The 25,586-nt window shown below is 62.3% G+C and carries 27 protein-coding genes; 8 read left to right on the top strand and 19 right to left on the bottom strand.

All coding sequences use genetic code 11. From position 1 onward, the window contains the following. Positions 1–14 precede the first annotated feature (14 nt). The 9 genes from NRB16_RS11020 to NRB16_RS10980 all read right to left on the bottom strand — a co-directional run bounded on the left by NRB16_RS11020 (position 15) and on the right by NRB16_RS10980 (position 9,931). Positions 15–2,132: a chemotaxis protein CheA gene (locus NRB16_RS11020; protein WP_257106148.1), complete on the bottom strand. Its 2,118-nt coding sequence runs from the start codon at positions 2,130–2,132 to the stop codon at positions 15–17. A gap of 3 nt (positions 2,133–2,135) precedes the next feature. Further along, positions 2,136–2,456, bottom strand: coding sequence for a lipid asymmetry maintenance protein MlaB (locus tag NRB16_RS11015; RefSeq protein ID WP_045481672.1), 321 nt, complete (start codon positions 2,454–2,456; stop codon positions 2,136–2,138). Positions 2,457–2,460: 4 nt separating this feature from the next. After that, entirely contained in the window at positions 2,461–2,826 is a 366-nt protein-coding gene (locus tag NRB16_RS11010) for a response regulator (protein WP_045481668.1), read from the bottom strand. A gap of 73 nt (positions 2,827–2,899) precedes the next feature. Continuing rightward, positions 2,900–3,583: a methyl-accepting chemotaxis protein gene (locus NRB16_RS29645; RefSeq protein ID WP_373568456.1), complete on the bottom strand. Its 684-nt coding sequence runs from the start codon at positions 3,581–3,583 to the stop codon at positions 2,900–2,902. A gap of 832 nt (positions 3,584–4,415) precedes the next feature. After that, entirely contained in the window at positions 4,416–5,594 is a 1,179-nt protein-coding gene (locus NRB16_RS11000; protein WP_253141197.1) for an acyl-CoA dehydrogenase family protein, read from the bottom strand. Between the two features lie 42 nt (positions 5,595–5,636). Then, entirely contained in the window at positions 5,637–6,308 is a 672-nt protein-coding gene (locus NRB16_RS10995; protein WP_257106146.1) for a peroxiredoxin-like family protein, read from the bottom strand. Further along, positions 6,305–7,660 carry an LLM class flavin-dependent oxidoreductase gene (locus NRB16_RS10990; RefSeq protein WP_257106145.1) on the bottom strand — a complete coding sequence of 452 codons (1,356 nt, stop codon included), beginning with the start codon at positions 7,658–7,660 and terminating at the stop codon, positions 6,305–6,307. The genes NRB16_RS10995 and NRB16_RS10990 overlap by 4 nt, the downstream gene beginning before the upstream one ends. 79 nt (positions 7,661–7,739) lie before the next feature. After that, on the bottom strand, positions 7,740–9,323 hold the full coding sequence (locus NRB16_RS10985) for a rhodanese homology domain-containing protein (RefSeq protein WP_257106144.1): 1,584 nt from the start codon (positions 9,321–9,323) through the stop codon (positions 7,740–7,742). Continuing rightward, complete coding sequence (locus NRB16_RS10980) at positions 9,320–9,931, bottom strand: cysteine dioxygenase (protein WP_045481648.1); 612 nt, start codon at positions 9,929–9,931, stop codon at positions 9,320–9,322. Before NRB16_RS10980 ends, NRB16_RS10985 begins: the two co-directional genes overlap by 4 nt. A 252-nt stretch (positions 9,932–10,183) precedes the next feature. Here NRB16_RS10980 and NRB16_RS10975 point away from each other — a divergent pair, with 252 nt between their 5' ends. From NRB16_RS10975 to NRB16_RS10965, 3 genes are all read left to right on the top strand, one after another. Then, positions 10,184–11,089, top strand: a complete 906-nt coding sequence (locus NRB16_RS10975; protein ID WP_045481645.1) for a LysR family transcriptional regulator — start codon at positions 10,184–10,186, stop codon at positions 11,087–11,089. Between the two features lie 165 nt (positions 11,090–11,254). Beyond that, positions 11,255–12,115 carry an ABC transporter permease gene (locus NRB16_RS10970; protein WP_045481641.1) on the top strand — a complete coding sequence of 287 codons (861 nt, stop codon included), beginning with the start codon at positions 11,255–11,257 and terminating at the stop codon, positions 12,113–12,115. A 2-nt stretch (positions 12,116–12,117) separates the two neighbouring features. After that, the gene (locus NRB16_RS10965) at positions 12,118–12,933 is read left to right on the top strand and encodes an ABC transporter ATP-binding protein (protein ID WP_253116756.1); all 816 of its coding nucleotides are present in this window, start codon (positions 12,118–12,120) and stop codon (positions 12,931–12,933) included. On the opposite strand, the gene NRB16_RS10960 is transcribed toward NRB16_RS10965, so the two are convergent. From NRB16_RS10960 to NRB16_RS10950, 3 genes are read right to left on the bottom strand one after another with little or no spacing between them, the layout of a single operon-like run. Continuing rightward, positions 12,920–13,780 carry a DUF4123 domain-containing protein gene (locus NRB16_RS10960; protein ID WP_257106143.1) on the bottom strand — a complete coding sequence of 287 codons (861 nt, stop codon included), beginning with the start codon at positions 13,778–13,780 and terminating at the stop codon, positions 12,920–12,922. The genes NRB16_RS10965 and NRB16_RS10960 overlap by 14 nt on opposite strands. After that, entirely contained in the window at positions 13,777–15,804 is a 2,028-nt protein-coding gene (gene tssI, locus NRB16_RS10955) for a type VI secretion system tip protein TssI/VgrG (protein WP_253116760.1), read from the bottom strand. The genes NRB16_RS10960 and tssI overlap by 4 nt, the downstream gene beginning before the upstream one ends. A gap of 53 nt (positions 15,805–15,857) precedes the next feature. Further along, positions 15,858–16,001 (bottom strand): hypothetical protein, encoded by a 144-nt coding sequence (locus NRB16_RS10950; protein ID WP_257106142.1) that lies wholly within the window; start codon positions 15,999–16,001, stop codon positions 15,858–15,860. Between the two features lie 160 nt (positions 16,002–16,161). Here NRB16_RS10950 and NRB16_RS10945 point away from each other — a divergent pair, with 160 nt between their 5' ends. Both NRB16_RS10945 and NRB16_RS10940 read left to right on the top strand, forming a co-directional pair. Further along, positions 16,162–16,452 carry a SelT/SelW/SelH family protein gene (locus NRB16_RS10945; protein ID WP_045481630.1) on the top strand — a complete coding sequence of 97 codons (291 nt, stop codon included), beginning with the start codon at positions 16,162–16,164 and terminating at the stop codon, positions 16,450–16,452. 105 nt (positions 16,453–16,557) lie between these two features. After that, on the top strand, positions 16,558–17,370 hold the full coding sequence (locus NRB16_RS10940) for a UDP-2,3-diacylglucosamine diphosphatase (RefSeq protein WP_253116762.1): 813 nt from the start codon (positions 16,558–16,560) through the stop codon (positions 17,368–17,370). A 144-nt stretch (positions 17,371–17,514) separates the two neighbouring features. On the opposite strand, the gene NRB16_RS10935 is transcribed toward NRB16_RS10940, so the two are convergent. Together NRB16_RS10935 and NRB16_RS10930 are read right to left on the bottom strand one after the other, a co-directional pair. Continuing rightward, positions 17,515–17,826: a DUF962 domain-containing protein gene (locus NRB16_RS10935; RefSeq protein WP_045481624.1), complete on the bottom strand. Its 312-nt coding sequence runs from the start codon at positions 17,824–17,826 to the stop codon at positions 17,515–17,517. A 58-nt stretch (positions 17,827–17,884) separates the two neighbouring features. Next, positions 17,885–19,339, bottom strand: coding sequence for a TrkH family potassium uptake protein (locus tag NRB16_RS10930; RefSeq protein WP_045481621.1), 1,455 nt, complete (start codon positions 19,337–19,339; stop codon positions 17,885–17,887). 157 nt (positions 19,340–19,496) lie between these two features. Here NRB16_RS10930 and NRB16_RS10925 point away from each other — a divergent pair, with 157 nt between their 5' ends. Then, positions 19,497–20,057: a nitroreductase family protein gene (locus NRB16_RS10925; protein ID WP_253116766.1), complete on the top strand. Its 561-nt coding sequence runs from the start codon at positions 19,497–19,499 to the stop codon at positions 20,055–20,057. Between the two features lie 229 nt (positions 20,058–20,286). On the opposite strand, the gene NRB16_RS10920 is transcribed toward NRB16_RS10925, so the two are convergent. The 5 genes from NRB16_RS10920 to NRB16_RS10900 all read right to left on the bottom strand — a co-directional run bounded on the left by NRB16_RS10920 (position 20,287) and on the right by NRB16_RS10900 (position 23,969). Beyond that, on the bottom strand, positions 20,287–21,627 hold the full coding sequence (locus NRB16_RS10920; RefSeq protein WP_045481616.1) for a HAMP domain-containing sensor histidine kinase: 1,341 nt from the start codon (positions 21,625–21,627) through the stop codon (positions 20,287–20,289). Between the two features lie 75 nt (positions 21,628–21,702). After that, positions 21,703–22,149: a Spy/CpxP family protein refolding chaperone gene (locus NRB16_RS10915; protein ID WP_045481613.1), complete on the bottom strand. Its 447-nt coding sequence runs from the start codon at positions 22,147–22,149 to the stop codon at positions 21,703–21,705. 206 nt (positions 22,150–22,355) lie between these two features. After that, positions 22,356–23,033 (bottom strand): response regulator transcription factor, encoded by a 678-nt coding sequence (locus NRB16_RS10910; protein WP_045481611.1) that lies wholly within the window; start codon positions 23,031–23,033, stop codon positions 22,356–22,358. Positions 23,034–23,068: 35 nt separating this feature from the next. Further along, positions 23,069–23,368: a YciI family protein gene (locus tag NRB16_RS10905; RefSeq protein WP_045481609.1), complete on the bottom strand. Its 300-nt coding sequence runs from the start codon at positions 23,366–23,368 to the stop codon at positions 23,069–23,071. A gap of 1 nt (position 23,369) precedes the next feature. Beyond that, positions 23,370–23,969 carry a septation protein A gene (locus tag NRB16_RS10900; protein WP_045481607.1) on the bottom strand — a complete coding sequence of 200 codons (600 nt, stop codon included), beginning with the start codon at positions 23,967–23,969 and terminating at the stop codon, positions 23,370–23,372. Positions 23,970–24,034: 65 nt separating this feature from the next. Between NRB16_RS10900 and NRB16_RS10895 the strand changes: the two genes are divergently transcribed. After that, complete coding sequence (locus NRB16_RS10895) at positions 24,035–24,898, top strand: PHP domain-containing protein (protein WP_045481605.1); 864 nt, start codon at positions 24,035–24,037, stop codon at positions 24,896–24,898. A 14-nt stretch (positions 24,899–24,912) separates the two neighbouring features. Further along, positions 24,913–25,542 carry an L-threonylcarbamoyladenylate synthase gene (locus tag NRB16_RS10890; protein ID WP_253116773.1) on the top strand — a complete coding sequence of 210 codons (630 nt, stop codon included), beginning with the start codon at positions 24,913–24,915 and terminating at the stop codon, positions 25,540–25,542. Positions 25,543–25,586: the final 44 nt, after the last annotated feature.

Genomic DNA, 25,586 nt, shown 5'->3' with positions numbered 1-25,586 from the left:
AAAGCGGCAATGAACTAGTGGGCGTTGGCGACGTTGGCCTGGCTCGGGGCGGGGGTATCGACCAGGGCCTGCAAATGACGGAACAGACTGGGGATGTCGAGAATCAGCGCGACCTGCCCGGAACCGAGAATGGTCGAGCCACTGATCCCGCGCAGGTGCTGGAACATCTTGCCCAGCGGTTTGATCACGGTTTGCAGCTCGCCGTGTAACTGATCGACGATCAGCCCGGCCTGCTGGCGGCCCTGGCTGACCACCACGATGTTGCGCCGGCGCACCGGCTCGCTGTCGAGGCCGAAATGGCTGTCCAGGGTGATGCACGGCAGCGGGTTGCCGCGCAGGTTGAGGTAGCCGTAGCCTTTGTCCAGCGTCGGTTCGCTGGCCTCCATGCATTCGGTGACCATGTCCAGCGGGATGACGAAGCTGTCGTTGCCGACACTGACCAGAAAACCGTCGATGATCGCCAGGGTCAGCGGCAGGCGGATACGGAAGGTGCAGCCAAAGCCGGCCACCGAATCGATCTCGATCAGGCCGCGTAACTGGTCGATGGCGCTGCGCACCACATCCATGCCCACGCCACGGCCAGACAGGTTGGAGACCTGCTCGGCAGTGGAAAAGCCGGGTTCGAAGATCAGTGCATGAATGTCCCGGTCGCTGAGTTGCGCGTCGGCTTCGACCATGCCCTTGTCGATGGCCTTTTGCAGAATCCGTGCGGTGTTCAGGCCGCGGCCGTCGTCACTGATTTCCAGCACGATCATGCCAGAGTCGTGATAGGCGTTAAGGCTCAGGTTGCCTTCTTCGGGCTTGCCGGCGGCCAGCCGCTCGGCGCCCGGTTCGATGCCGTGGTCGATGGCGTTGCGCACCAGGTGGGTGAGCGGGTCGGCGATCTTGTCGATCACCGATTTGTCCAGTTCGGTCTCGCCGCCACGGATGGTCAACTGGATCTTCTTGTCCAGCTCCTGGCTCACGTCGCGCACCACACGGTGGAAGCGGTTGAAGGTTTCGCCGACCTCGACCATGCGCAGCTTCAGGGCGCTTTCGCGGATCTGCTCGACATGCTGGAACACCGCCTGGGTGCTTTCGATGCAGCGGGTGTCGCCAGACAGTTTGGCCTGCATCTGCGCGCCGGCGGTACTGATCACCAGTTCGCCGACCAGGTTGATCAACTCATCGAGCTTATGGGCCGAAACTTTGACCAGGGTGTTTTCGCTGCTGCGCTTTTCTCGGGGCGCGGTGCGCTCGGCGGCTGCGGCGCCTGCTTGAGCGGTGTGTCTGGCGGGCGGTTGCGCGGCCGTTGGCGCAATCGTTTGCGACGAATCGCCAATAATCTGCATCGGCAACGCGGCGTTACCGGCCTGGGCTGGCGCCTGATCGTCCGGGTGCCGGTAATCGGCAAACCCGCCATCCAGCCGCTCGATTTCAAGTGTGCAGAAGTCTTCGATAAAGCTGAACACGTCGACGATCTGCTCCCGCCCGGCAGCACTGCGCAGGGTGATCGCCAGGCTCAGGTAGCACTGATGCGGGTCCAGTTCGTGCAGTGCCGGCAGGCTGGCAGTGCAGGTCTGTATGTCGGTGATGGCCCCGAGCTTTTTCAGGTAACGGACAAAGGCGGCCGGGTCGAAGCCATTTTCGAACAGCTCGCGGGCGAAACCGATATTGATCTGCCAGTCATGTACGTCGAGCTCGTCCGGGGTGCCCGCCACCGGTTGTGGCGGGCTGTCCTGCGCTTGCGGGGCATGTCCCTGGGCCGCCGACAGCGCGGCAATCAGCGGCGCGTGACGGCTTTCATCGACGTTCAACTGGCCGTTGTCGTCGACGCTTTCAAGCAGGGTGCTCAGCTCGTCCATGCAGGTCAGCATCAGCGAGGTCATTTGCGAGGTCAGGGTCAACTGACCGTCACGCACCATCATCAACAGGCTTTCCAGATGATGGGTGAGGTTGACCAGCGCGGTCAGCGAGAAAATACCCGCCGAGCCTTTGAGGGTGTGCACGGCGCGGAACAGTTGATTGACTGCTTCGTCATCCTCGGGACTGATTTCCAGGCGTAGCAGGCTGTCTTCAGCGTCCTTGAGCAGATCACGGCCTTCATCCAGAAAGCCTTGCAGCAGTTGGTTCCACTGATCGCCACTGAACATGGGTCAATCCTCGGCCGGGGCGGTGGGGTGAAGTACATCCAGGGCCAGCAACCCGGCCAGTTCGATCACGCTGGGCGAGGCCGCAATGATTTCGGGCTGCTGCCCATAAGCCGCCAGGCTCTGGTGCAGCGCCAGCAGCAATTGCGCACCGGCACTGTCGAGTTCAGCGATACCGGAAAGGTCCAGTTGCCAGGCTGCATCACTGGCGGCGGGCAGCAGCGCCTTGAGTTGCTCAAGGGCCTGCTGGACTTCGTAGATCGTCAGGTCACCGGCGGCGTGTAGCAGCGCCGGTGCGTCCGGGGTCGGGTGGCTGAGGGTGAACATGGGCTCAGCCCATCAGCTTTTCGACTGCCGCCAGCAACTGTTGGGGCTGGAACGGCTTGACGATCCAGGCTTTGGCGCCAGCGGCCTGGCCTTCGGCTTTCTTCGACTGTTCGCTTTCGGTGGTGAGCATCATGATCGGTGTGAAGCGGTACTCTGGACGGGCCTTGACCGCCTTGACCAAGCCGATGCCGTCGAGGTTGGGCATGTTCACGTCACTGATGATCAGGTTGATTTTCTGCCCGGTCAGTTTGTTCAGTGCGTCACGGCCATCGCTGGCTTCGATCACTTGATGGCCGGCGCTGGTCAGGCTCATCTTCACCAGTTGGCGCATCGAAGAAGAGTCATCAACGATCATTACGGTCTTGGCCATGTTGGAGTTCCTCGCAAAGGAAAAGGCAATAAACACAGAAAAAACAGCTACAACGAATTCGCTCGCCAGGGTTCTAGAAGAACGTGACTTCACTGGCAGTGGTCTGGGTTCGCCCGTGGCGTTCCTCTTCGGTGGTGAAGCGCTGGCGCAGGCGGTCGAGCCAGGCACGCGGGTCGTGCAGGCTGGCGTCCTGTTGCTGCAAGGCGTCGAGCAACTGCTGCTGGTCGCTCTGGACGTGGTCGAGCATCTGGTCGGCGCGGTCCTGGAATTGCAGGCTGATCATGATCGCCTGAATGTCCTGCTGGGTATCGCGGGCATCACGCTGCAGGGTGTGAGAGGCGCCGGACAGCTCATTGAGGTTGTCTTCAAGGTGGCTCATCACGGTCTTGACCGACGCATCCAGGAACGCCAGGTTGCTGCGTTCGCTTTCACCCAGCTCGGCGGCGGCGCTGATGGTCGACTGGATCGCGTGGTTGATCTCTTCGACCTTGATGTCCATGCCCTGGCCGGTCTCGGCCGACAGTGAAGAAAGCTTGCGCACTTCGTCGGCAACCACCGAAAAGCCCCGGCCATGTTCACCGGCACGAGCAGCCTCGATGGCGGCATTGAGGGCCAGCAGGTTGGTCTGGCTGGCGATTTCCTGCACCCGCTTGGCCATCTGCTGCAACTGGCTGGCATAGCTGTCGAGCTGGCTGATGGTGTCGATCAGCGCCTGTTGACGCTTGCTGCTGGCTTCGAAGGCGTGGGTGACTTCCATCAGGCGCTGGTTGGCATCGCGCAGGCTGGTGCCGACGCCGCCGTTGGCCAGGATGTTTTCCGAATTACCCAGGCTGCTTTCAAGGCGGCTGGCAATGTTGCTGAAGCGCTCGAACAGGTCGCCGATGTTGCTTTGCAGCAGGTCGCGGCTCTGGGCGATGCTGTCGCTCCAGCTGGGCACCACGGTGTGCAGCAGGGCCGGCACGTCAGGCGCTGGCGAGGGGGTGCCGGGTTCTGTGGGGACAACCGGATCTGCAACCGGGGCGGGTTTGCGCAGTTGCACCACCACGGTGGCGCAGGCAATGATCAGCAGGCCGGCGATGATGACCAGGTTCTGGCTCAATGCGAGTCCAGTGGCACTGAGTGCGAGGCCTACCCAGAAAGCAAGATAAATCAACATCCTCGCATCCATTCGATTACCTGAAAGTCCGGGGATCATAGCGATGGCAATTTGACGTCAATATCGGGGCAACCCCTAATCCGACCAGCGGGTCATGGGGGGACTTATTAGCCTCGGTCACCGGAAGACTTGACTGAGCAGTCAGCCTAATGCCTTCTGCCGCAACGACTTGGCAGGGACGGTCGAATCCGCGTTTAGTCATTTGCAGTGGCTGTGTCTAGGAAATTGGCTTAAGGGTCGTGGTCCGGGACTCTGGTCAGGTGGCGCTATTTGGAAAGAAAGTGTTGCATTGGAGTACTTCTGCCCCGGTTGACAGGTGATTCGGTGCATGATTTCAAGGTGCCATATGCGAAAACGGAGCACCTGCTTCATGGCAGATGCCCCGTTGCTATCAGAGGTTCTATTAAGGGCTTGCAGGCGCTCAGAGCTGCCCTTAAGGGGCGCTGCGGGCACTGAACACGGCCTTGCCGATGCCTTGCAGCACGGTGTCGTTTTGCGGCGTGTGGACCCTGGCGCACAGCACGTTACGGTAGTGGCGTTGCAATGGGTTACTGCGTGACAGCCCAGGATTGCCGCTGGCCTCCAGGGCGATTTCCACAGCACGCTGGGCATTGTTGGTGACCAGGTATTTGATCTGTGCGGCATGCTGGCTGGGCACCTGGCCGTGGGCGGCCGAATGCAGCAGATTGTGGTTGGCGAACAGCAGCGTATCGATGTGCCCGACCGCCTCCTGAAAGCGCGGCAGGGTGGCCAGTGAGGCGCCGAGGTTGGATGGCTTGCGCTGCTCCAGCCACGCCACCAGCCAGTCACGCGCAGCGTGCGCGACACCGTCGTAGACCGCCGAGAGCAGCACCGACATCCACAGCATCCCGGCCGGGTCCAGTTCGGCGCGGATGTTGCTCCAGGGGCTGACGCTGACCGCTTGTTCCAGCGGAATCAGCACATCTTCAAAGATCACCTCATGGCTGCTGGTGGCGCGCATGCCCAAGTGGTCCCAGTCTTCGACGATGCGAATGCCCGGGGTGTCCTTGTGCACCAGATAAGTACCGACCAGCGGGTCTTGATCGTCACTGCGGCCCCAGACGCCGAACCAGGTCAGGCCGTGGCTGCCGGTGGAATAGATCTTGCGCCCGCTGATGCGCCAGCCTTGCGCCGTACGCCGGGCGATGGTTGCCGGCAGGCCGCCACGCGCCGGCGTGCCAAGGTCGGGCTCGACGCGCAGGGCGTTGATCAACGCACCGTTGTGCACGGCGTCCAGGGCGACTTTTTTGCGCAGGTGTTCCGGCCACTGCAGGCTGTCTTGCAGGCGTGCGTGCTGGATGTACTGCATGACCAGAATCAGCGCCGTGGACGGCTCGCCTTTGGCCACCGCCTTGATCACCTCCAGCGCCTTGGGCAGGTCGGCACCGCCGCCGCCCAATTCAACAGGCACGGTCAGACCCAGCAGGTCGTGCTCGTGCAGCACGCGGAAGTTCTCGTGCGGAAACTCGCCGCTTTGGTCATAGTGCTCGGCGGTGCTGGCCAGCAGGGCGCTGATATCGGCCAGCCTGGCGCTGAACGCTGCCGCCGACTCTGGTTCGTCAACAGGCTGACGAAGACTTGTGAGGCTCATGTGTGATTCCTTTTCAGTGGCGGCCGCCGGCTATCAGGCCGCTCAGACCGTCGCTGCGGTCAGGGCCAGCTCGACGGCTTGCAGGATGGGTTCGGCTTCGGCACGCACCAGCCAGTCGGGGCTGACCTGGGCAAACACCACCCGCGCTTCGCGGTCGAGCACCACCACGGTGGGCTGTGGCAGCTCCCAGGTGCCGGTGCCGGTGACCTCGCCAATCGAGGTGCCCTTGCTTAATGCCGCCTGGCGCGAAGCCTCGTCGAAGCTGTAGAGAATCCCCAGCCGCCTGGCCAGGACGTTGTCCTTGTCGCTGGCGACTTGCAGGGTCAGGTTATGTCGGTGCTTGATCTCGATCAGACGCTCAGGCACCTGTGGGCTGACCGCCACCAACGGTACGCCCCTGGCCTTGAGCGCCGCCGCCAGTTGGCGATCGTAATGCGGGATGGCCAGATTGCAGGCCGGGCAGCCGGCAAAGCGGAAGAACACCAGTACCGCCGGGCCTTCGGCCAGCAACTGGTCGCGGCTCAGGACACCGCCTTCGACCTTGAGCAGTTCGAACGGCCCGATGTGATCACCGGCTTTGACGAAGCGTTCGGTGTCGGCGGTATCGACCAGCAACTGGCGCTGGTTGATGTTGATTTGCAGGGCTTCAGGCGCCCAGCTGGCGACCCGCTCGGCGTGCAGGTCGGCCAGTTGTTGGTTGAGTGACTGGCTCATGCGACGGCGTCCTCGGGGCGGGTTGCTGCGCTGTAACGGTTGGCCGGTTTGGCCAGGCCGAAATGCTCGCGCAGGGTGGCGCCGCTGTACTCGGTGCGCAACAGGCCACGCTGTTGCAGGATCGGCACCACCAGTTCAGTGAAATACTGCAGGCCATCGGGCAGCAGCGAATTGATGATGAAACCGTCGGCCGCGCCCTGTTCGAACCAGGTCTGCAGGGCGTCGGCGACGTGCTCCGGGGTGCCGACGAAATCCCGGTTCGGCCGGGAGAACCACAACGCCACTTCGCGCAGGCTCAACTGCTGTTCTCTGGCCAGTCGCTTGATCCGGTCGGAACCGCCTTTCTGGCTGTTGGCGCCCAGGTCGCCGAGTTCCGGGAACGGCTCGTCGAGGGGGTACTGAGTAAAGTCGTGGTCGTTGAACGGGCGGCCCAAAGCCACGATGGCATCCTCGATGCTGACCAGTTCTACGGCCTGCTGGAAACGCGCCTCCACTTCGGCCTCGTCACGGCCGACGATCGGGCGGATGCCCGGCAAAATCGACAGTGTCTGCGGGTCACGGCCAAAGCTGGCAGCGCGCTTTTTCAGGTCTGCCGAATAGGCAATGCCGTCCTGCAGCGACTCGACATGGACGAAGATCGCGTCGGAATACTCGGCGGCGAAGTTACGCCCGTCTTCGCTGGTGCCGGCCTGGAACAGTACCGGCTGGCCTTGACGCGAACGGGCAATGTTCAGCGGACCTTTGACCTTGAAGAACTCGCCCTGGTGATTGAGTGCATGCAGCTTGTCGGGGGCAAAGAATTCGCCGCTCTGTTTGTTGCGGATAAAGGCGTCGTCTTCCCAGGAGTCCCACAGGCCACGCACCACCGAAACGTGCTCCTTGGCGATGCGATAGCGCACGGCATGCGGCGGGTGTTCGCTTTTGCCGAAGTTATCGGCGGTGCCGCTCAGCCAGGAGGTCACGATGTTCCAGCCGGCGCGACCGCCGCTGATGTGATCCAGAGAAGCAAATTGCCGGGCGACCTGGAAGGGCTCGGTGTAGCTCACTGTCACCGTCGCCACCAGACCGATATGTTCGGTGGTGGCCGCCAGTGCCGACAAGACGGTCAACGGCTCGAAACGGTTGAGGTAATGCGGGCTGGATTTTTCGTGAATGTGCAGGCTGTCGGCGATGAACACGAAGTCGAATTTGGCGGCTTCAGCCAGGCGGGTCTGCTGCTTGTAAAAACCGAAGTTGACGCTGGCATCAGCCAGCGCGTCCGGATGGCGCCACTCGCCCCAACCATGACCGACACCATGAACCATGGCGCCCAGTTTCAGATGACGCTGCTTGAGATGACCTTGCTTGCTCATGAAAAATTCTCCTGAAAATGAGAGGGCCGGCTGGACCTGCATGGACCGGCCGGGCGCCGTAGGAGCGGCTGTCTGCGGTTCAGATCACATAAAACCCATGGGTGCCGTCACGACCCAGTTGCTCCACCAGGCCATATTCCCAGTCCAGGTAGGCCTGCATCGCCTCACGGGGGGCGTCGGTGCCTTCATACGGGCGGCGATAGCGGTCGGTGCGCGCTGAAGCCAGCCGGGTTTCGCCGTGTTCCAGCGGCTGGCCGGCCTTGATCCAGCTGGCGGTGCCGCCCTCAAGCAGGAACACCGGCTTGCCGGTCAGCGCCTCGACCTGGGCCACGGCCAGGCGCGCCAGCTTGCTGCTGCCACAGGTCAGCACATAGCGTTCGGCACTCGGGATCTTTGCCAGGGCGTTGGCCAGATCGGCGCGCAATGTCCACCAGGCGCCGGGGATATGCTGTTTGACATAGTTGGCGCTGGCGGTGAAATCCAGGACCGCGACGTTGCCCTGAGCCTGCCACTGGGCCAGGGTCTCGGGGCTGATCTGCTCGACCTGCGGGGTTGGCGGGGAGGGGGCGTCCCACTCGCCGCTGGCACTGAAATCAGCCGGCTGCAAGTCGTCCAGCACGTAGACTTCCCAGCCCAGTTGCGCGAGCCATGAAGCTGACATGTTGGCGCGCACGCCGTCGTCATCGGCCAGCACAATGCGCGCGCCGCGTACGCTGGCGAAGTGATCGGTTTCCTGCACCAGTTGCCCGCCCGGTGTCGAGCGTGCGCCGGGCACGTGGCCCTTGGCAAATTCTTCCGGGGTGCGCACGTCGAACAGGTAAGTGGTGCGCGCGGCCTCTGCCTGGAAACGCTGCAGGTCAGCCAGGCTGGCCCGCTGGACCCGGGCCTTGTCGGCGACCTGGCGGGCGTCGGCGCTGGCGCTCTGGCGGGTTTGTTCACTGACCTGGGCAAAGCGCCGGGCCTGACCATGGTCCAGGGTCTGGCCGGCCAGCAGCCAGCCGATGGTGCCGTTGCGCAGGGCGCTGATCGGGTTGGGCAGGCCGGCGTTGACCAGCGACTGGGTGCCGATGATGCTGCGGGTGCGACCGGCGCAGTTGACGATGATCCGGGTGCTCGGGTCGGGTGCCAGTTCGCGGGCGCGCAGCACCAGCTCGGCGCCGGGCACACTGATCCCGGTCGGGATGCTCATGGTCTGGTATTCGTCGAAGCGGCGGGCATCGAGTACCACCACGTCGGCCTTGGCATCGAGCAGCGCCTTGACCTCTTCGGCGGCCAGCGACGGTGTGCCGCGATGGTGCTCGACCAGTTCGCCAAACGCCTTGCTTGGCACGTTGACGTCGATGAACAACTCACCGCCCGCCGCGCCCCAGCCGGCCAGGCCGCCTTCGAGCAGTTTCACGTCACTGTAGCCCAGCTCGACAAAGCGCTGCACGGCACGCTGCGCCAGGCCTTCGCCGTTGTCGTAGACGGTCACCGGGGTGTCCTTGCGCGGAATCCGCGCCAGCACTTCCAGCTCCAGCTTGGACAGCGGGATGTTGACCGCGAACAGCGGATGCGACTCGGCGAACGGAGCTTCTTCACGCACGTCGACCAGGGCCAGTTCTTGCCGGTCCAGCAGCGCCTGGCGAATATCGGTATAGGAACGGGTTGCTTGTGTAGTCATCGTGCTTGGCTCGCTTCTTTTGACAGATCCCAGATGTTGGGTAGAAAGGCGTTTGAATACCCGGAAATGAACGGCTTCTCGGTGCCGTCGTCGAGGTACACCGCACGCCGCACCGCACCGATGTTGGCGCCGTAAACGTGAATGCTGATCGACACCTGGTCAGCAAAGGCATTGCTGACCTGATGCACATCGTTGCTGCGTGGCGAAAGGGCTTCGACCTGACCAGGCTCCAGGCGGATGGCCGGGCCTTCACGTTCCAGCCGGCCATCGGCGCTGCGCACGAAGCCTTGTGAGTACTCGGCGCCGCGCAACATGCCGATCAGACCCCAGACCCGGTGGTCGTGGATCGGTGTGCTCTGGCCCGGTCCCCAGACAAAACTGACGATGGAAAAGCGCTGCCTTGAATCGGCGTGCAGCAGAAACTGCTGGTAGCGGGTGGGGTCCGGGATGGCAAATTCGTCGGGCAGCCAGTCATCGAAGCTGACCAGTTGCGACAACAACTGGCCACCGCGATGCAGCAGGTCGCTCTCGTGCGGATTGCCGTCGATCAGTTCGGCCAGCGCACCGATAAAGGCACGGAGTCTTTCGGGATGAGGCGTGTGTGACATATCCATTCCAGGCGGTGGTGAGGCATGGCTGGATATAAACATAATAGCTGTACTTAATATGCTATTTTTTTATGATTAGAATATAACCAAAAGCTCTTTATAAGCTGTTTTGTCGTTGCGACCTTGCATATGCATCGGTTCGTCCGGGACCCGCCACGCCGCGTGTTCGGCACGTTATCGGACTTTCCAGAAAGCGCGAATGGCACTATGCTTTTTGCCTATGTTCCTTTTATGCCTTTATGTGCGGTTCGAATGAAAATTGATGATATCGATGCTTTCGTTGCAGTGATCCGCTGTCAGTCGATCAGCCACGCGGCTGAGTCCTTGCAACTGACCCAGCCGGCCATTACCCGGCGCGTGCAGAATTTCGAGCAGGCGCTTGGGGTCGAGCTGTTCGACCGCAATACCAAACCGCTCAAACCCACCCCCATGGGGCATCAGGTCTATCAGAAGTGCCTGGCGATCCTGCGTGAGATGGACGCCCTGCGCGAGCTGGTGGCCAGCGATACACCGCCCAGCGGCCAGTTGCGTCTCGGCGTGCCGCAGACCATCGGCGATGTGGTGTTGCTCGACGCTCTCAAGCAATTGCGCGGCGAGTTTCCCGAGCTGCGTGCCCAAGTGGTGACCGGTTGGGGCAGCCACCTGATCGGCAAGATCGAGAACGGCGAGCTGGATGCCGCAGCTGCACTGTTTCCGGCCGGCAAGATTTTTCCGGACAACATCCTTGGCCAGTCGATCGGCAAGGTCGAGCTGGTGGTGGTCTGCGCTCGCGAATCGGCGCCGAAAAAGACCGTCAAACTGGCTGACTGTTACCAGCAGGGCTGGGTGCTCAACCCTGACGGCTGCGGTTTTCGTGCCGGCTTGCAACGCACCTTGTCTGACCAGGGGCTGGGCCTGAAGGTCAACCTGGAAACCTTCGGCACTGAGTTGCAACTGGGGCTGGTTGCCGATGGCATGGGGCTGGGTCTGGTGCCACGGCCGTTGCTGGAGCGCAGTGCCCACCGTGAGCAACTGGCGGTGGTCAACCTCAAGGACTTCAAGCCGGTGATGGACCTGTGGCTGGTTTACCCGCGCTTTCTGGGCAATCTGCAAGCGCCGGTCGACGCGTTTGGCAATCTGGTAGCCCATTCGCTCAAGCAGGTGTCAGCCGCAGCCTGAACCGGCTTTGTATAAAAAATCTGCATTATATAAATGGCGATAATCAGAAAATTTAAACATTAGGTTATCGCTAAATAGAATTTCACCGACGTTTCTTATGCGCCTAGCATGGGCCTTGCTCCACTCGGATGTGTGTCGTCCGAGTGACTACCAAGGAAGCTGCCCATGCCTGAAAAAGCCTTTGAGCCTGCCGCCGCCGGCTATCTAACCATCAGCAAGCCTGACCCGGCCCACACGGCTGGCAAACCGGATGCGCGCCGTTGGACGGTTCCGGCATTCGTGGTGCGCCTGCTCAGCCCGCTGGCGTTATTGCTGCTCTGGGAACTGGCCTCCCAGACGGGCCTGTTGCCTGGCCGGGTAATCGCTGCGCCTTCGCAGATAGGTGGCACGCTGTGGGAGATGATCAGTTCCGGCGAACTGGCCGGGCACTTATGGGTATCTTTGCAACGTGCCTTGCTCGGCTTGGGCATCGGTGTGGCAATTGGCGTGGCGGCGGCGCTGTTCACCGGGTTGTCGAAACAGGGTGAAGTGATTCTCGACTCACCCATGCAGATGCTGCGCACCATTCCATCCCTGGCGCTGGTGCCGTTGTTCATTCTCTGGTTCGGGATTGGCGAATTCACCAAGGTGGCGCTGATCGTCACCGGCACCACGTTTCCGGTGTATCTGAATCTGTTTTCCGGTATCCGCAATATCGACCCCAAACTGATCGAGGCGGCCAATACCCTGGGCCTGAGCCGCCGCGAACTGATCTGGCATGTGATTCTGCCGGGCGCGCTGCCTTCGTTCTTTGTCGGCCTGCGATACTCGCTGGGCATCTCGTGGTTGGCCCTGGTGTTTGTCGAGCAGATCAACACCACCGCCGGCATCGGGTACCTGGCCAGTGATGCCCGCGATTTCATGCGCACTGATGTGATTGTCATCTGCCTGTTGATCTACAGCGTTCTGGGCCTGTTGATCGACGGCATCATCCGCACTCTGGAACGCTATGCACTGGCCTGGCGTCCGACCTTCTTGAGGACCTGAACATGAACGCTCTCGACCTGCAGGAACCCGTCGCTGCCCGCTCCAGTGCCGAGCACCAGCCGCCTGCCGCCGTCCAACTGCGTAAGGTAGTGCGCCAGTTCGGCGAACAGCGGGTGATCGACAATCTGCAACTGGACATTGCCCCCGGCGAATTCGTCGCCTTGCTGGGTGCCAGTGGTTCGGGCAAGACCACCTTGCTGCGCAGCCTGGCCGGGCTCGACAGTATCGAAGGTGGCGAGTTGCGGGTGCCCAAGGCCCGCGCTGCGGTGTTTCAGGAACCGCGGCTGATGCCTTGGAAACGCGCCTGGAAAAACGTCACCCTTGGCCTGCGCAGCATTGATGCCAAGGCCCGCGCCGAGGCAGCGCTGACCGAGGTTGGCCTGGCGCATCGCATCAATGCCTTTCCGGCGACGCTGTCCGGTGGTGAAGCCCAGCGGGTTGCTCTGGCCCGTGCCCTGGTGCGCGAACCGCAACTGCTATTGCTCGATGAACCCTTCGCCGCCCTTGATGCACTGACCCGCATCCGCATGCACCAATTGATCATTGATCTATGGCGCAAACACACCCCGGCGGTGCTGCTGGTGACGCATGACGTGGATGAAGCCATCTTGCTGGCCGACCGGGTCATTGTGCTGGCTCACGGCAAAATCGCCGACCAGATCCATATCGACCTGCCGCGCCAGCGTGACAGCGGTCAGCCTGGCTTCCAGGCAATCCGGGCCCGGTTGCTGGGTTTGCTGGGAGTCAAGGCCGGCGAGCACGGTGCCGCAGTAGATCAGACCTTGACCGCGTTGCGGCGGGTGGCTAATGCCCGCTGAGGCTGGCTGTCAGGCTGTTGTGATGCAGATCGAAGTCGTCCAGCTGTTGTTCAGGTGAGGTACAACGGGGTGCGGTCTGTTGCCGGAGCCACTGCTGCCAGACGCCATCGGGCGCGGTTACGAAGTCTTCACCCAGCGCCAGGCGGTATCTGGCCCAGGTCGCAAAACCAAACTCGGTGATCAGCCCCCATTCACGGCCACTGCTCAGTGACTGCTCCAGCCAGTGATCGATCTGGTTGGGGCTTTGCCCGGCAAAGGCGGTGGGATACTCGCCAAGCAGCCAGTTGTACAGGCGTTGTTGAAAGACAAACACGGTTGCCTGTTCGAAGGCTTCGAGCTGCTGCGCACCTTGCAGGGCGAAACCGACTGCCCAGGGCTGGCGCTCGCCGGTTACACGGAATGCGGCGATACCTTTGGCGGCCTGCCAGGGTTGCCGGGGCTCTGCGACCCGCAGCTCATCAATCGGACCCAGCGTAAGGTCCAGTTGCCCGGCAGCGAAACTGCTCAGCCAGTGATGCATCACCACCGGATCAGAGAAGCGCAGCAAGCTGGCATTGCCCAACGCGTCCGGCGGGCAGATGAAGTGGCGCAGGTGGTTGGCAATCTCCAGCAGTGCTGCGCCACTGGCCAGCAGGCTCGCACAGGACTGCCAGTGTGGATCGCTCGGCCATGCGTCCCTGAGTGATGCACTGGCCTGTACCAGGATCGGGCCTTGGGCCTGGAAGTCGGCCCAGCGGGTGCCGAGGTACAGCGGTTCGATGTCGAGGTTTTCCTGGCGGCCGTGTAGCTGCCTGAGCGCGTCAGGCATGAGCAGGCCGTCGACCAGCAGGTAGTGCGTCAGGTTCATGGCTTGGCCTTGCGCGCGGCTTGCTCGCATGGCTCGCAACGGGCGCTGCGCTTGAACGTCAACTGCTGGGCTGCTACCCGCAACGGCGGTGGTTCACTGCTCGCGGCAGCGTCCAGAGGGCCTGGCAGCAGAGGTTGGGCGGGGCTGCCGTCGGCGGCCATCCCCAGCGGGTCAGGCAGGGGCAGGGTGCTCATGGTGATGCCAGCGGCATTGATGCTGATGAAGTGTCCGCCGGCCTTGAGGGTGATTTGCTGACCGCCGTCGAGAACCAGCCTGCTGCCGGCCTTGAGATGAATTTCCCGACCGGCCTCGACCAACTGCGCGACGCCCAGCCGCACATGCTGGGTCATGCCGACGCTCAAGTGATCATTGGCCTGGACCTGCGTGCGTCGGTCGGCATCGATAGTGGTGTGCTCATCGGCCAACAGGTGTGAGTAGCTGGTGGCTTCGACCCGCTCGTGGCGTTCGTTGCCAACATGAACTCTCTGGTCGTGGCCGATGCGCTGGTCCCAGTCACGTTGGGCATGGACGAAGATCTGCTCCTGACCCTGGCGGTCGTCGATGCGCACTTCATTGAAGCCGCCACCGCCTGGGCTGCTCATGCTCTTGAACACACTGCGGGTCTTGTGTTCGGGCAGTGGATAGGGATGTGGCTGGTCGGTGTGGTACAGACAGCCGCTGACCAAGGGTTGGTCCGGGTCGCCTTCAATAAAGGTCACCAGCACTTCGGTACCGACCCTGGGCAAACTGACCGCACCGTAGTGGCTGCCGGCCCAGCCACTGGCCACGCGCATCCAGCAACTGGAGTGCTCGTCGTTTTGACGCTCGCGGTCCCAATGAAAGCGCACCTTGACCCGGCCATGCGGGTCACAGTGAATCTCCTGCCCGGCGGGCCCGGTGACAATAGCGGTCTGGCTGCCCAGTACCCGTGGTTTGCGATGGCGCAACGGCGGACGGTACAGCGCCTGCGACGGGGTGGCCAGAAAGCGGTTGCGGTAGCCCTGGCTGAATTCGCCATGGGACAGCGCCGCCGGTTCACCGGCTTCTTCAAGCACTTGCGGCTGATGGCCTTCGTGCTGGATCTCGGTCAGCAACCACAACTCATTCCAGACCTCACGCGGGTGTTCGGTCAGGGGCAGAAAATGGCCGCTGACCAGTTGCGGCTGGTCACTGTGACCCTCGGCCAGCTGATGGTCATGGCGATGGCGTTCCAGAGCGCGGGTAGCAAGCAACTGGCCGTGCTCGCGGTGGCTGAAGCGTGCCGGGTAGACATAGTCTTCAAGGTCGAGCGGGGCGTCACTGCTGGCCTCGCTGTGCAAATGCACCCGTGGGATTGTGAAACTCCAGTCACGCCGGGCGGTACGGTTGCTGCGGGTTTCCAGGCGCAGTTTGAAGCGCTTGACCACCGGCGTCGTGGCGACCATCGAGGTGTTGGGGTTGTAGCGCTGGGGCGCCAGCCGCGGGAAGAACGTCTGGTCGTCGCCAAACACCAGCACGTGGCCTTGCCGGCTATGTTCAAAGTGATAGTGCAAGCCTTCTTCTTCGCACAGGCGCTGGATGAACTGCAGGTCCGACTCCTGATACTGCACGCAGTACTCGCGGGGCGGGTACGGCTTGTGCACATGAAAGCGCCAGGCATCGGCAAGGATGCCGTGCTCCTTGAGCAGCAGGATGATGATCTCCTGCACGCTCTTGTTCTGGAATATTCGCTGGTTGCTGCGGTAAGCGAGATTGGCCAGGCGCGGGCGCAGGCTCAATTGGTAGTGGCTGAGCCGCTGACCGCGATCACCCTGGGCGATGCGCTCGACCTGACCATGAATACCACCGCCCTCGGCGCTCAGTTGCAGGAACGCCGGGCGATGCAGAAAGGCTTGCAGATCCAGATCCTGGCGTTCGCTGACCAGCTGGATATCGAAGCGAAACGGCTCGTTCAGCGCTTCGCGGCCCTGAAAGGCCAGCACCTGAAAATCATGCTGGCCGGGCAGGGTGAGGGTAAAAACGTGCTGTTGGGGGGCGGCGGACATGGCAGATCTCCTTGCGCTGACCGGGGTCGCAGATGTGCGCCGGTTCGGCGGCGTCAGGCGGACAAACCAAGAACTGTGCCGAATACAGAATTTTGTTTTTTATCAATGGGTTGTGGTTTTTCGTGGTGAGTGGCTGGACAGAAAATGAACAAGCTTCGGGCAAGCCATTGCATCTTGCTGCGCAGGGTGTTGCGCATCACTGAAAGCCTCGAAGTTAAAGGGTGTGGAGCACAGCAATGGGCTGTGGGGCGCAAATCCCGGGTCATTGATTGCGCAGTTGAAGGTTGTTGGGCCGGTTACAAACAACCAGACGGCGTATCATGATGCTCTCCAATCCATCGCCAGGGACTTGCCTCGATGAGCACCGTTAAAGCCGAAATCGTCATCACCTATTGCAGTCAGTGCCAATGGCTGTTGCGTGCAGCCTGGCTGGCGCAGGAGTTGCTCAGTACCTTTGGCGATGATCTTGGCCGGGTCTGTCTGGAACCGGGTACGGGCGGGATATTTCGCATCACCTGCGCCGATGTACAAATCTGGGAGCGCAAGGCCGATGGAGGCTTCCCGGAAGCCAAGGTACTCAAGCAACGGGTGCGTGACCAGATCGATCCGCAACGCGACCTGGGGCACAACGACCGCGTGGCTGAGTAACAGACAGGTCGGCAATCCGGCGGCTGTCACGTTAACGCCATCTTGACGTCATATTCAATTCACCGGTCAGGCGCACGCTACGCCAAAACCTGCCGGAGGTTCAGTATGACCAGCGCCGAATTCGCCAAACCCAGCCGCAAGCAACGGGTACGGACCCTGTGGATCTCCGACGTGCACCTGGGCACTCGTGATTGCCAGGCCGAGCATCTGTCGACCTTCCTCAAAGGCTATCAGGCCGACACGATCTACCTGGTCGGTGACATCATCGATGGCTGGAAGATGCGCGGCGGCATGTACTGGCCCCAGGCGCACACCAACGTGATCCGCCGCCTGCTGACCATGAGCAAGCGTGGCACCGAGGTGATCTACATCACCGGCAACCACGACGAGTTCCTGCGCCGTTACTCGAAGCTGATCCTTGGCAATATCCAGTTGGTGGATGAGGCCGAGCACGTCACCGTCGATGGCCGTCGCCTGCTGGTGATCCATGGCGACCAGTTCGACGTGATTACCCGCTACCACCGCTGGCTGGCTTTTCTGGGCGACTCGGCCTACGAATTCACCCTGACCCTCAACCGCTGGCTCAACCACTGGCGCGCTCGCTACGGTTATGGCTACTGGTCGCTGTCGGCGTACCTCAAGCATAAGGTCAAGACCGCAGTGAGCTTCATCAGCGACTTCGAGCAGGCCATCGCCCACGAATGCGTGCGCCGAGGACTGGATGGCGTGGTCTGCGGGCATATCCACCATGCGGAAATTCGCGACGTGGGGGATGTGCAGTACCTCAACTGCGGTGACTGGGTCGAGTCCTGCACGGCGCTGATCGAACACTTGGACGGCACCATCGAACTGTATCGACTGGCCGATGCGCAGGGCACGGCGAAACAGCGCGAAGAACAGGCGGTGACGGCCTCGTAGGAGCGGCTTCAGCCGCGAACGGGGTTTCCGCGTAGCCGCTCAGCGGCGAATGTTTTCCCGGCTGAAGCGGATCGCCGCCCGGCCGGTCCTACAGCGCATCGCCGCCCGACGGATCGCCGCTCGGCCGGTCCACGGCAAGCCATTTCAGAACGGCACCTTGCCCAGCAGCATGTCGCGGAACATCACGAAATCCGCCAGCAGGCTATAGAACGGATGCTTGAAGGTCGCCGGGCGGTTTTTCTCGAACACGTAGTGCCCGAGCCAGGCGAAACCATAACCGGCCAATGGCACCCACCACAGCAACCACCAGCGGCCACTGCCGATACCGAACGCCAGCAGGAAGATCACCAGGCTGGTGCCGACAAAGTGCAGGCGCCGGCAGGTGCTGTTGCGGTGTTCCTGCAAATAGAACGGATAGAACTGCGCGAAACTGGCGAAAGATCTGACGTTTTCCATGCATGACGTCCTCTTGTCGATCAGGTCTGAGTCTAGCCCTGATCGACAAGCCGCGTCATCAGTGACGCCAGAATGCGGGTACGCACAGCACCAGGATGGTGATGATCTCCAGCCGGCCCAGCAGCATGCCGGCCGACAGAATCCATTTGGCGGCATCCGGCAGGCTGGCGAAGTTGCCGGCCGGGCCGATCACTTCACCCAGCCCCGGACCGACCCCGGACACGGTGCTGGCCGCGCCGGTCAGGGCGGTCATCCAGTCCAGGCCGAGCAGCGACAGCAGCAGGGCGATCACGCAGATGGTGATGGTGAAGAAGAACGAAAAGGTCAGGATCGAGCGCACGATCTCGTCGTCCAGGCGGTGGCCGTTGTACTTCTGCTTGATCACCGCCCGCGGGTGAATCAACTGGTTAAGGTTGGCCTTGAGCAGGATGTAGGCGACCTGGAAGCGGAACACCTTCACGCCGCCGGCCGTCGAGCCGGAGCAACCGCCGATAAAGCCCAGGTAGAAAAACAGCATCAGCGAGAAATTGCCCCACAGGCTGTAGTCGCCCAGGGCAAAGCCGGTGGTGGTGATCACTGAGGTGACGTTCAGCGCGACGTGGCGCAGGGCATCAAGCCATGGCAGGTCGGTGGTCAGGCCGTACCACAGGGTCATCAGCGCCCAGGTGACCAGCAGCAGGCCCAGCAGCCCCTGCACCTGTTCATCCCTGAACAGCGCCTTGCGGTTGCCGCGCAGGGTCGCCACATACAGGGTGAACGGCAGGCTGCCGAGGATCATCACCACCACTGCGACCCAATGCACCGCCGGTTGCGGCCATTTGGCCAGCGACAGGTCCGAGGTGGAGAAGCCGCCGGTGGAGATCGCCGACATCGCATGGTTGATCGCATCGAAAATGCCCATGCCCGCCCACCAGAACGCCAGGCTGCCGAACACGGTAAAGCCGACATAGGCGAGGATGATGTACTTGGCCACCATGTGCGAACGGGGCATGACCTTTTCCGAGCGGTCCGAGGACTCGGTCTGGAACAGCCGCATGCCGCCAATGCGCAGCAACGGCAGGATCGCTACCGCCATGCCGATAAAGCCGATACCGCCCAGCCAGTGCAGCATCGAGCGCCAGATCAGGATGCCCGGCGACATGCTGTCCAGGTGGTTAAGCACGGTCGAACCGGTGGCCGTGATACCCGACATGCTCTCGAAGAACGAGTCGGTATAGCTGATGTGGGTGGTCAGCAAGAACGGCAGGGCGGCGAAGATGCACACCACGATCCAGCTCGACACGGTCAGCATGTACATGTCCCGCGGGCGCAGGTGCACATGTTCCGGGCGCCCGGGCATCACCAGCGCAAGACCTGCGATAAAGGTGATGGCGCTGGCCCACAGGAACGAGCGCAGGTCTTCGAAACGGTCGTAGATCACCAGGGTCAGCATCGGCACGATCATCGAGATCGCCAGGGTGATCAGGAAGATGCCGATGATAAAACCGATGATGCGAAGGGTCGGCAACGCCATGAAACTGCTCGGACGGGTGGGGAAGGAGGCGCCATTCTACCTGCGCTTGAGGCCATGTAAACCGCTAGCCCAAGAGTAGCTGTTTATCGCGTTTGCACTCGTTATTGATAGCCACTGTGGCCTAGAATGCCCGACCACCTTTCAAGGAGATTCGCCCATGCAGGCGCTCGATGTATTGCTCAACCGTGTTTCGGTCCCGCGTCTGGTCGAGCCGGCCCCGGATGCTGCGCAGCGTGAAATCCTGTTCGGCGCGGCGTTGCGTGCGCCTGATCATGGTCTGCTCAAGCCGTACCGTTTCCTGAGCGTCGAAGGCCCGGCCCGTGAGCGCATGGGTGACCTGCTGGCCGAAGCACTGCTGCTGCAAGACCCCGAGGCCAGCGCGCAACAACTGGACAAGGCGCGCCTGGGGCCGTTGCGTGCGCCGTTGGTCGTGGTGGTGGTCGCCCGTTTGCAGGATCACCCCAAGGTGCCCCGCAGCGAACAGCGTCTGACCGCCGGCTGCGCCGCCCACGGGGTGTTGCTGGCGGCTTATGCGCTGGGCCTGGGCGGCGTCTGGCGCACCGGCGAGCTGTCGTTTTCGGCCCATGTAGCCAAGGGTTTTGGCCTGAGTGATGACGAAGAAGTGCTGGGTTTTCTATACCTTGGCACCCCGCAGAACCCGCCCCGTGTGGCCGCCAAGGAAGATCCTGCCGCGTTCGTCAGCGCCTGGCAGGGCTGAAGCGGTAGGAGCGGCCGGGCGGCGATCCGTCGGCCGGCGATCTGCTTTAGCCGCGAGCCGCAATGTAGGACTAATGCCGATCGGTTAAGGTCGGCGCGGTTCTCTGTGGGAACGAGCTTGCTCGTGAAGACGACTTTACATTCACAGCAGATGTGCCGATTTTACTGGCCCTTTCGCGACCAAGGTCGCTCCCACAGAGGGGCCGTGTTTGCTGTGCGGGCATGAGCGGCTAAGCGGGAGGCCCGCTCACTGGCACCAGCGGCAGTTCGAGTATTGCCACAAAGCCTCCGTCGGGATGGTTGCTCAGGCTCAGGCTGCCGCCGTGCCGTTCGGCGGCGCGTTTGGCAATCGCCAGGCCCAAACCATGACCGGCAGCCGTTTGACCCGGTGCACGAAAGAACGGCTCGCCCAGCTGTGCCAGATGCTCTGCCGGTGCGCCGGGGCCGTGATCGCGTACGCTGATGCGGATCTGCTCGCCGCTGCGCTGGGCGCTCAGTTGTACGGGGCGCTCCGGCGGGCTGAAGCGTCGGGCGTTGCGCAGCAGGTTGTCGACGGCGCGTTCGATCATGTCCGGCCAGCCTTCAACGCTCAGCGGGTTGGCGACCTGCAGCTCGATGTCCGGTGGCAGGCCATCGAGCAACGCATCGTTGCGCAACCGGTGCAGCAGTTCATTGAGGTCCACCGGTTCGGCCTTGGCCAGGTCAGCATCCAGCCGCGCCAACGCCAGAATCTCGCTGATCAGCGCTTCGAGGCGGTCGCACTCGCGATCCAGGCGTGGCCAGAGTTTTTCCCGCTCTTGCGGGGTGGCCCGGCCGGCCAGGGCCAGGGCGATACGCAGCCGGGCCAGCGGCGAGCGCAATTCGTGGGACACATCGCGCAGTAACTGACGCTGGCTGCCGATCAGGCTTTGCAGACGTGCGCCCATGCGGTTGAAGTCATTGGCCAGCACGCCGAATTCGTCACGCCGGTTGGCCAGTTGCGCCAGGCTGTGCTGTTGATAGCTGGTCTGGCCGAGGTCATAGACCGCGCTGCGCAAGCGGCTCAGCGGGCGGGTGATCGACAGGGTCACCATCAGGCTGAACAGGGTCAGCACCACCAGGGCAATGAACAGCGCGCTGAGCGGCCAGACCAGGCTCTGGCGATGCCACTGCTCAAGCTCAGGGTGCGGAATGCGATAAATCAGCAGGTAGGTTTCGCCGCTGGTCTCGCTGGTGTATTCGGTGGTCAGCCGCCGCCACGGCAATTGCTTGGGATCGTTTTTCTGGCGGGCTTCGAAGGCTGCGGCGCGGGGCGGGAAAGTACCGGGGATTACCGCTTCACCGTTGCTGTTGAGCACCTGCACATCAATGCGGTGGCGATGCTTGAGTTTTTCCAGGTAATCCTGGGCGGCATCGGGCCCCTGTTCCTCAAAGCGCTTGGTCCACTTCTGCGGCAGCTCGTTGAGCACCGGGTGGCGGTTGAGCACCCAGGCATCCTGGTTGAGCATGTGCCCGACCAGAATCGACAGCCCTGCCACCAGGGCTATGGCCAGCCAGAAACTGGCCAGGATTCGCCAGAACAATGAACGCACGGAGCAACCTCTCTGCAACGGGAAAACCCGGCATGCGGGGCATGCCGGGTCGCGATGATGACATCACGAGGGGGATTATTGCGCCTTTTTGGCCTTTTCAGCTTTCCAGGCCTGGAATTCAGCCCACTCGGCGCGACGTTCCTCGCGCTTTTTCTTGTCGGCGTCGAATTCCTTCTGCTGCTCAGGGGTCAGCAAGCCACGGATCGCGGTGTCAGTCTTGGTGCGGCTGGCTTCAAGCTCATCCTTCATGGCCTTCTGGTCTGCCGCGGGCAGCTTGGCCAGGAAGCGCTCGTTGATTTCCTTGCGGGCGTGGGCCTGTTCACCCATCAGTTTGCCGATCTGCTGGCGCTGCTCGCGGCTCAGGTCCAGGTCACCGAATGGGCCGCCACGGTGTTTGCCTGGGCCGTGGTCCTGGTGAAAGCGCGGGCCGCCGTCGTGGCCGTCTGCCGGGGCTACGGGTGCAGCCATGGCCACGGTTGGCAGGGCAGCGGCAAACATCAGAGCGGTAAGGGTCTTGCGCATGGTGTGTCTCCTGATTTCCAGTCCGGCTCGTTGCCGTTGGAGCCCAGTTTAGGGAGATCAAGGTCAAGCGCGGTCAACCCTGCGTAAAGCTTGGGTAAAGAGATTGTAGGAGCGAGCTTGCTCGCGAAGAGGCCGTTGAAACCACAGTATCTGCTGCGAATGTCTCACCCCCTTCGCGAGCGAGACGGATTGCCGCCCGGCCGCCTCTACACGCTGTAGTAATAGCCACGACTGCGCAACGCCACGATGCGTGGCCGGCCATCCGGGTGCGGGCCGATCTTCTTGCGCAGGTTGCTGACATGCATGTCCAGGCTGCGGTCATACAATGTCAGCTTGCGGCCCAGCGCCAGTTGCGCCAGTTCCTGTTTGTCCAGTGGCTCGCCGGGCTGGCTGAGCAGCGCTTCAAGCAGGCGACTTTCCGAGACGGTCAGGGTCATCTCTTTTTCGTCGATGCTGACCACGCCACGTAGCGGGCTGAAGCTCAGGTCACCCAACTCAAGCTGGCTTGAAGTGCTGACCGGGTGGCTGCGGCGCAACACGGCGCGCAGCCGTGCGGTCAGTTCACGCGGGTCGCAAGGCTTGGCCAGGTAATCGTCAGCGCCCAGTTCCAGACCCAGAATGCGGTCCAGCGGCTCGCCACGGGCCGAGAGCATCAGCACCGGCAGGTCGGGGTGTTCATTGCGCAATTGCTTGAGCAACTCCAGGCCGCTGCCATCGGGCAGCATCACATCCAGCACCACGGCCGCCGGGGCGGCCTCGTTCAAGGCCTTGCGCGCACTTTGACCGTCGTGACAGGCCCGCACCTGAAAGCCTTCCTGGGACAACCAGCTGCCCAGCAGCTCACACAGCTCCTGGTCATCGTCAATCAATAACAGTTCGCTCATGACTTACTCTATCGGGCCAATGACAGGTGCGCGGCTCAGGGCAGAACCTGACGGAACGGCTTGACCACAACCTGGGCATAGACACCGGCGGCGACGAACGGGTCGGCCTCGGCCCAGCTCTGCGCGGCAGCCAGCGACTCGAATTCGGCGACGATCAGGCTGCCGCTGAAGCCGGCCGGGCCTGGGTCGTTGCTGTCGATGGCCGGGTGAGGGCCAGCCAGCACCAGACGACCGGCGTCTTTCAGAGCGTTGAGGCGCTCCAGGTGAGCGGGGCGCACGCTCAGGCGTTTTTCCAGGGAGTCCGCAGTATCAGTGGCAATGATGGCGTAGAGCATGTCAGTCCTTGGGTTTGGTCGCAGAATCAGGTGCGGAGTCGCTCAGGTAGCGGGCCAGGTACAGGCCCTGGCCGACCAGGAATACCAGGGTCATGGCCAGGCTGCCGAAGACCTTGAAGTCGACCCAGAAGTCTTGATAGGTAAAGGCTACGTACAAGTTGGCGGCGCCGCTGAATACGAAGAAGATGATCCAGGCGATGTTCAGGCGTACCCAGACCGCTTGCGGCAGGGTCAGCGCGTGGCCCATGACCCGCTGGACCAGCGGCTTGTCACCAATGAAATGGCTGCCGAGAAAAGCCAGGGCGAACAGCCAGTTGACCACCGGGGCTTTCCATTTGAGGAAGGTTTCGCTGTGGAACGCCAGGGTCAGGCTACCGAACACCAGGCACGCCCCCAGGGTCAGCCACTGGCTTTTTTCGAGCATGCGCTGCTTGAAATACAGCACGCCGTAGACCACCACGGAGCTGATGATCAGCACCGCGGTGGCGCTGAAGATGCCGCCGACCGACACTTGATGGCCGAGCAGCTCGACAGTACGCGGGTCGGTTTTATAAACGATGAAGAACAGCAGCAGCGGGATGAAATCGATGAATTGTTTCACAATGGCAGCCAGAAGCGGGATGTGGCGGCATAATAACAAACATCCAAGACCGCGAAAGCTCTCCCATGATTGTTGATCTGCACTGCCACAGTACGGCCTCCGATGGCGCCCTTGCCCCTGCGCGGGTGGTTGCCCGGGCTCATGAAAATGGCGTGCGGGTGCTGGCGCTGACCGACCACGACACCATTGAAGGGCTGCCTGAAGCCCACACGGCGGCCCGCGAGCTGGGCATGCAACTGATCAACGGCGTCGAGTTGTCGTGCACCTGGGGCGGGGCGACCATCCATATATTGGGTTACGGTTTTGCCCTCGACGCCCCAGCGCTCAAAGAGGCCATCGACCGCCTGCACCACGGGCGCTGGCTGCGCGCCGAGGAAATCAGCCGAAAACTTGAACTAAAGGGCATGCCCGGCGCTCTTCAGGGAGCAAGGGCCGTGCAACAGGCGTTGGGCGACAGTGGCAATGCCCCGGCCAGGCCGCACTTTGCCGACTATCTGGTCAATGCCGGATACGTCAAGGATCGTGGCGAGGCGTTTCGCAAGTGGCTGGGCGCCGGCAAGCTTGGGGACGTCAAGCAACACTGGCCGACCCTTGAAGAAACGGTCGCGACCCTGCGTGCTTCCGGCGCGTGGGTCAGCCTGGCACACCCGATGCACTATGATTTCACCCGTAGCAAGCGACGCCGCCTGGTCGGCGACTTTCTCCAGGCCGGTGGCCATGCCATCGAAGCGGTCAACGGCATGCAGCCCGCCGAGCAGGTCGGTACGCTGGCCATCCTGGCCCGGGAGTTTGGCATGCTGGTCAGTGCCGGCAGCGATTTCCACGGGCCGGGACACTGGTCGGAAATCGGTATTTACCGGCCGCTGCCCGAAGATCTGCCGCCGCTATGGAACCGTTTCAAACAAGAACCCGTGATTGCTGCTGTATGACACAGGAAGTTACCGTGAGCCAATTCTTTCAGGTCCACCCGGAGAACCCGCAACCACGCCTGATCAAACAGGCGGTGGAGATCATCAAGGCCGGCGGGCTGGTGGTGTACCCGACCGACTCGTCCTATGCCCTGGGCTGCCAGATCGGCGACAAGAGCGCCATCGAGCGTATCCGCCGCCTGCGCCAACTGGACGACAAGCACAATTTCACCCTGATGTGCTGCGACCTGTCGCAGCTGGGGCTGTTTGCCAAGGTCGACACCGGGGCTTTCCGCGCCCTCAAGGCCCATACCCCCGGCCCTTATACCTTCATCCTCAACGCCACCCGTGAAGTGCCGCGTCTGGTGCTGCATCCCAAGCGCCGCACCATCGGCCTGCGGGTGCCGGGGCATCCGATTGCCCAGGCGTTGCTGGCGCAACTGGGCGAGGCGATGATGAGCGTCAGCCTGATCCTGCCCGGCGACAGCTTGCCGCTGAGCGACCCTGAGGATATGCGCGACCGCCTTGAACACCACGTCGACCTGATTATCGACGGCGGTATCGGCGGCGTCTCGGCCTCCACGGTAATCAACCTGTCCGATGGCGAGCCGCAGATCGTACGGGTTGGCTGTGGTGACCCGACGCCGTTTGCCGAGCCCGCCTGATGATCGAACTCGACGGCCCGGCGCAACTTGATCAACAACTGGCG

Source organism: Pseudomonas sp. LJDD11 (genome assembly GCF_024584215.1).
Classification (GTDB): Bacteria; Pseudomonadota; Gammaproteobacteria; order Pseudomonadales; family Pseudomonadaceae; genus Aquipseudomonas.
The sequence above is the reverse complement of the archived record's forward strand: the minus strand, read 5'-3'. Positions and strand labels throughout refer to the sequence as shown.

Coding starts and splice junctions, on each gene's coding strand:
- NRB16_RS11020 (WP_257106148.1), bottom strand. CDS start 2,132: ATGTTCAGTGGCGATCAGTGGAACCAACTGCTGCAAGGCTTTCTGGAT.
- NRB16_RS11015 (WP_045481672.1), bottom strand. CDS start 2,456: ATGTTCACCCTCAGCCACCCGACCCCGGACGCACCGGCGCTGCTACAC.
- NRB16_RS11010 (WP_045481668.1), bottom strand. CDS start 2,826: ATGGCCAAGACCGTAATGATCGTTGATGACTCTTCTTCGATGCGCCAA.
- NRB16_RS29645 (WP_373568456.1), bottom strand. CDS start 3,583: ATGGAAGTCACCCACGCCTTCGAAGCCAGCAGCAAGCGTCAACAGGCG.
- NRB16_RS11000 (WP_253141197.1), bottom strand. CDS start 5,594: ATGAGCCTCACAAGTCTTCGTCAGCCTGTTGACGAACCAGAGTCGGCG.
- NRB16_RS10995 (WP_257106146.1), bottom strand. CDS start 6,308: ATGAGCCAGTCACTCAACCAACAACTGGCCGACCTGCACGCCGAGCGG.
- NRB16_RS10990 (WP_257106145.1), bottom strand. CDS start 7,660: ATGAGCAAGCAAGGTCATCTCAAGCAGCGTCATCTGAAACTGGGCGCC.
- NRB16_RS10985 (WP_257106144.1), bottom strand. CDS start 9,323: ATGACTACACAAGCAACCCGTTCCTATACCGATATTCGCCAGGCGCTG.
- NRB16_RS10980 (WP_045481648.1), bottom strand. CDS start 9,931: ATGTCACACACGCCTCATCCCGAAAGACTCCGTGCCTTTATCGGTGCG.
- NRB16_RS10975 (WP_045481645.1), top strand. CDS start 10,184: ATGAAAATTGATGATATCGATGCTTTCGTTGCAGTGATCCGCTGTCAG.
- NRB16_RS10970 (WP_045481641.1), top strand. CDS start 11,255: ATGCCTGAAAAAGCCTTTGAGCCTGCCGCCGCCGGCTATCTAACCATC.
- NRB16_RS10965 (WP_253116756.1), top strand. CDS start 12,118: ATGAACGCTCTCGACCTGCAGGAACCCGTCGCTGCCCGCTCCAGTGCC.
- NRB16_RS10960 (WP_257106143.1), bottom strand. CDS start 13,780: ATGAACCTGACGCACTACCTGCTGGTCGACGGCCTGCTCATGCCTGAC.
- tssI (WP_253116760.1), bottom strand. CDS start 15,804: ATGTCCGCCGCCCCCCAACAGCACGTTTTTACCCTCACCCTGCCCGGC.
- NRB16_RS10950 (WP_257106142.1), bottom strand. CDS start 16,001: ATGCGCAACACCCTGCGCAGCAAGATGCAATGGCTTGCCCGAAGCTTG.
- NRB16_RS10945 (WP_045481630.1), top strand. CDS start 16,162: ATGAGCACCGTTAAAGCCGAAATCGTCATCACCTATTGCAGTCAGTGC.
- NRB16_RS10940 (WP_253116762.1), top strand. CDS start 16,558: ATGACCAGCGCCGAATTCGCCAAACCCAGCCGCAAGCAACGGGTACGG.
- NRB16_RS10935 (WP_045481624.1), bottom strand. CDS start 17,826: ATGGAAAACGTCAGATCTTTCGCCAGTTTCGCGCAGTTCTATCCGTTC.
- NRB16_RS10930 (WP_045481621.1), bottom strand. CDS start 19,339: ATGGCGTTGCCGACCCTTCGCATCATCGGTTTTATCATCGGCATCTTC.
- NRB16_RS10925 (WP_253116766.1), top strand. CDS start 19,497: ATGCAGGCGCTCGATGTATTGCTCAACCGTGTTTCGGTCCCGCGTCTG.
- NRB16_RS10915 (WP_045481613.1), bottom strand. CDS start 22,149: ATGCGCAAGACCCTTACCGCTCTGATGTTTGCCGCTGCCCTGCCAACC.
- NRB16_RS10910 (WP_045481611.1), bottom strand. CDS start 23,033: ATGAGCGAACTGTTATTGATTGACGATGACCAGGAGCTGTGTGAGCTG.
- NRB16_RS10905 (WP_045481609.1), bottom strand. CDS start 23,368: ATGCTCTACGCCATCATTGCCACTGATACTGCGGACTCCCTGGAAAAA.
- NRB16_RS10895 (WP_045481605.1), top strand. CDS start 24,035: ATGATTGTTGATCTGCACTGCCACAGTACGGCCTCCGATGGCGCCCTT.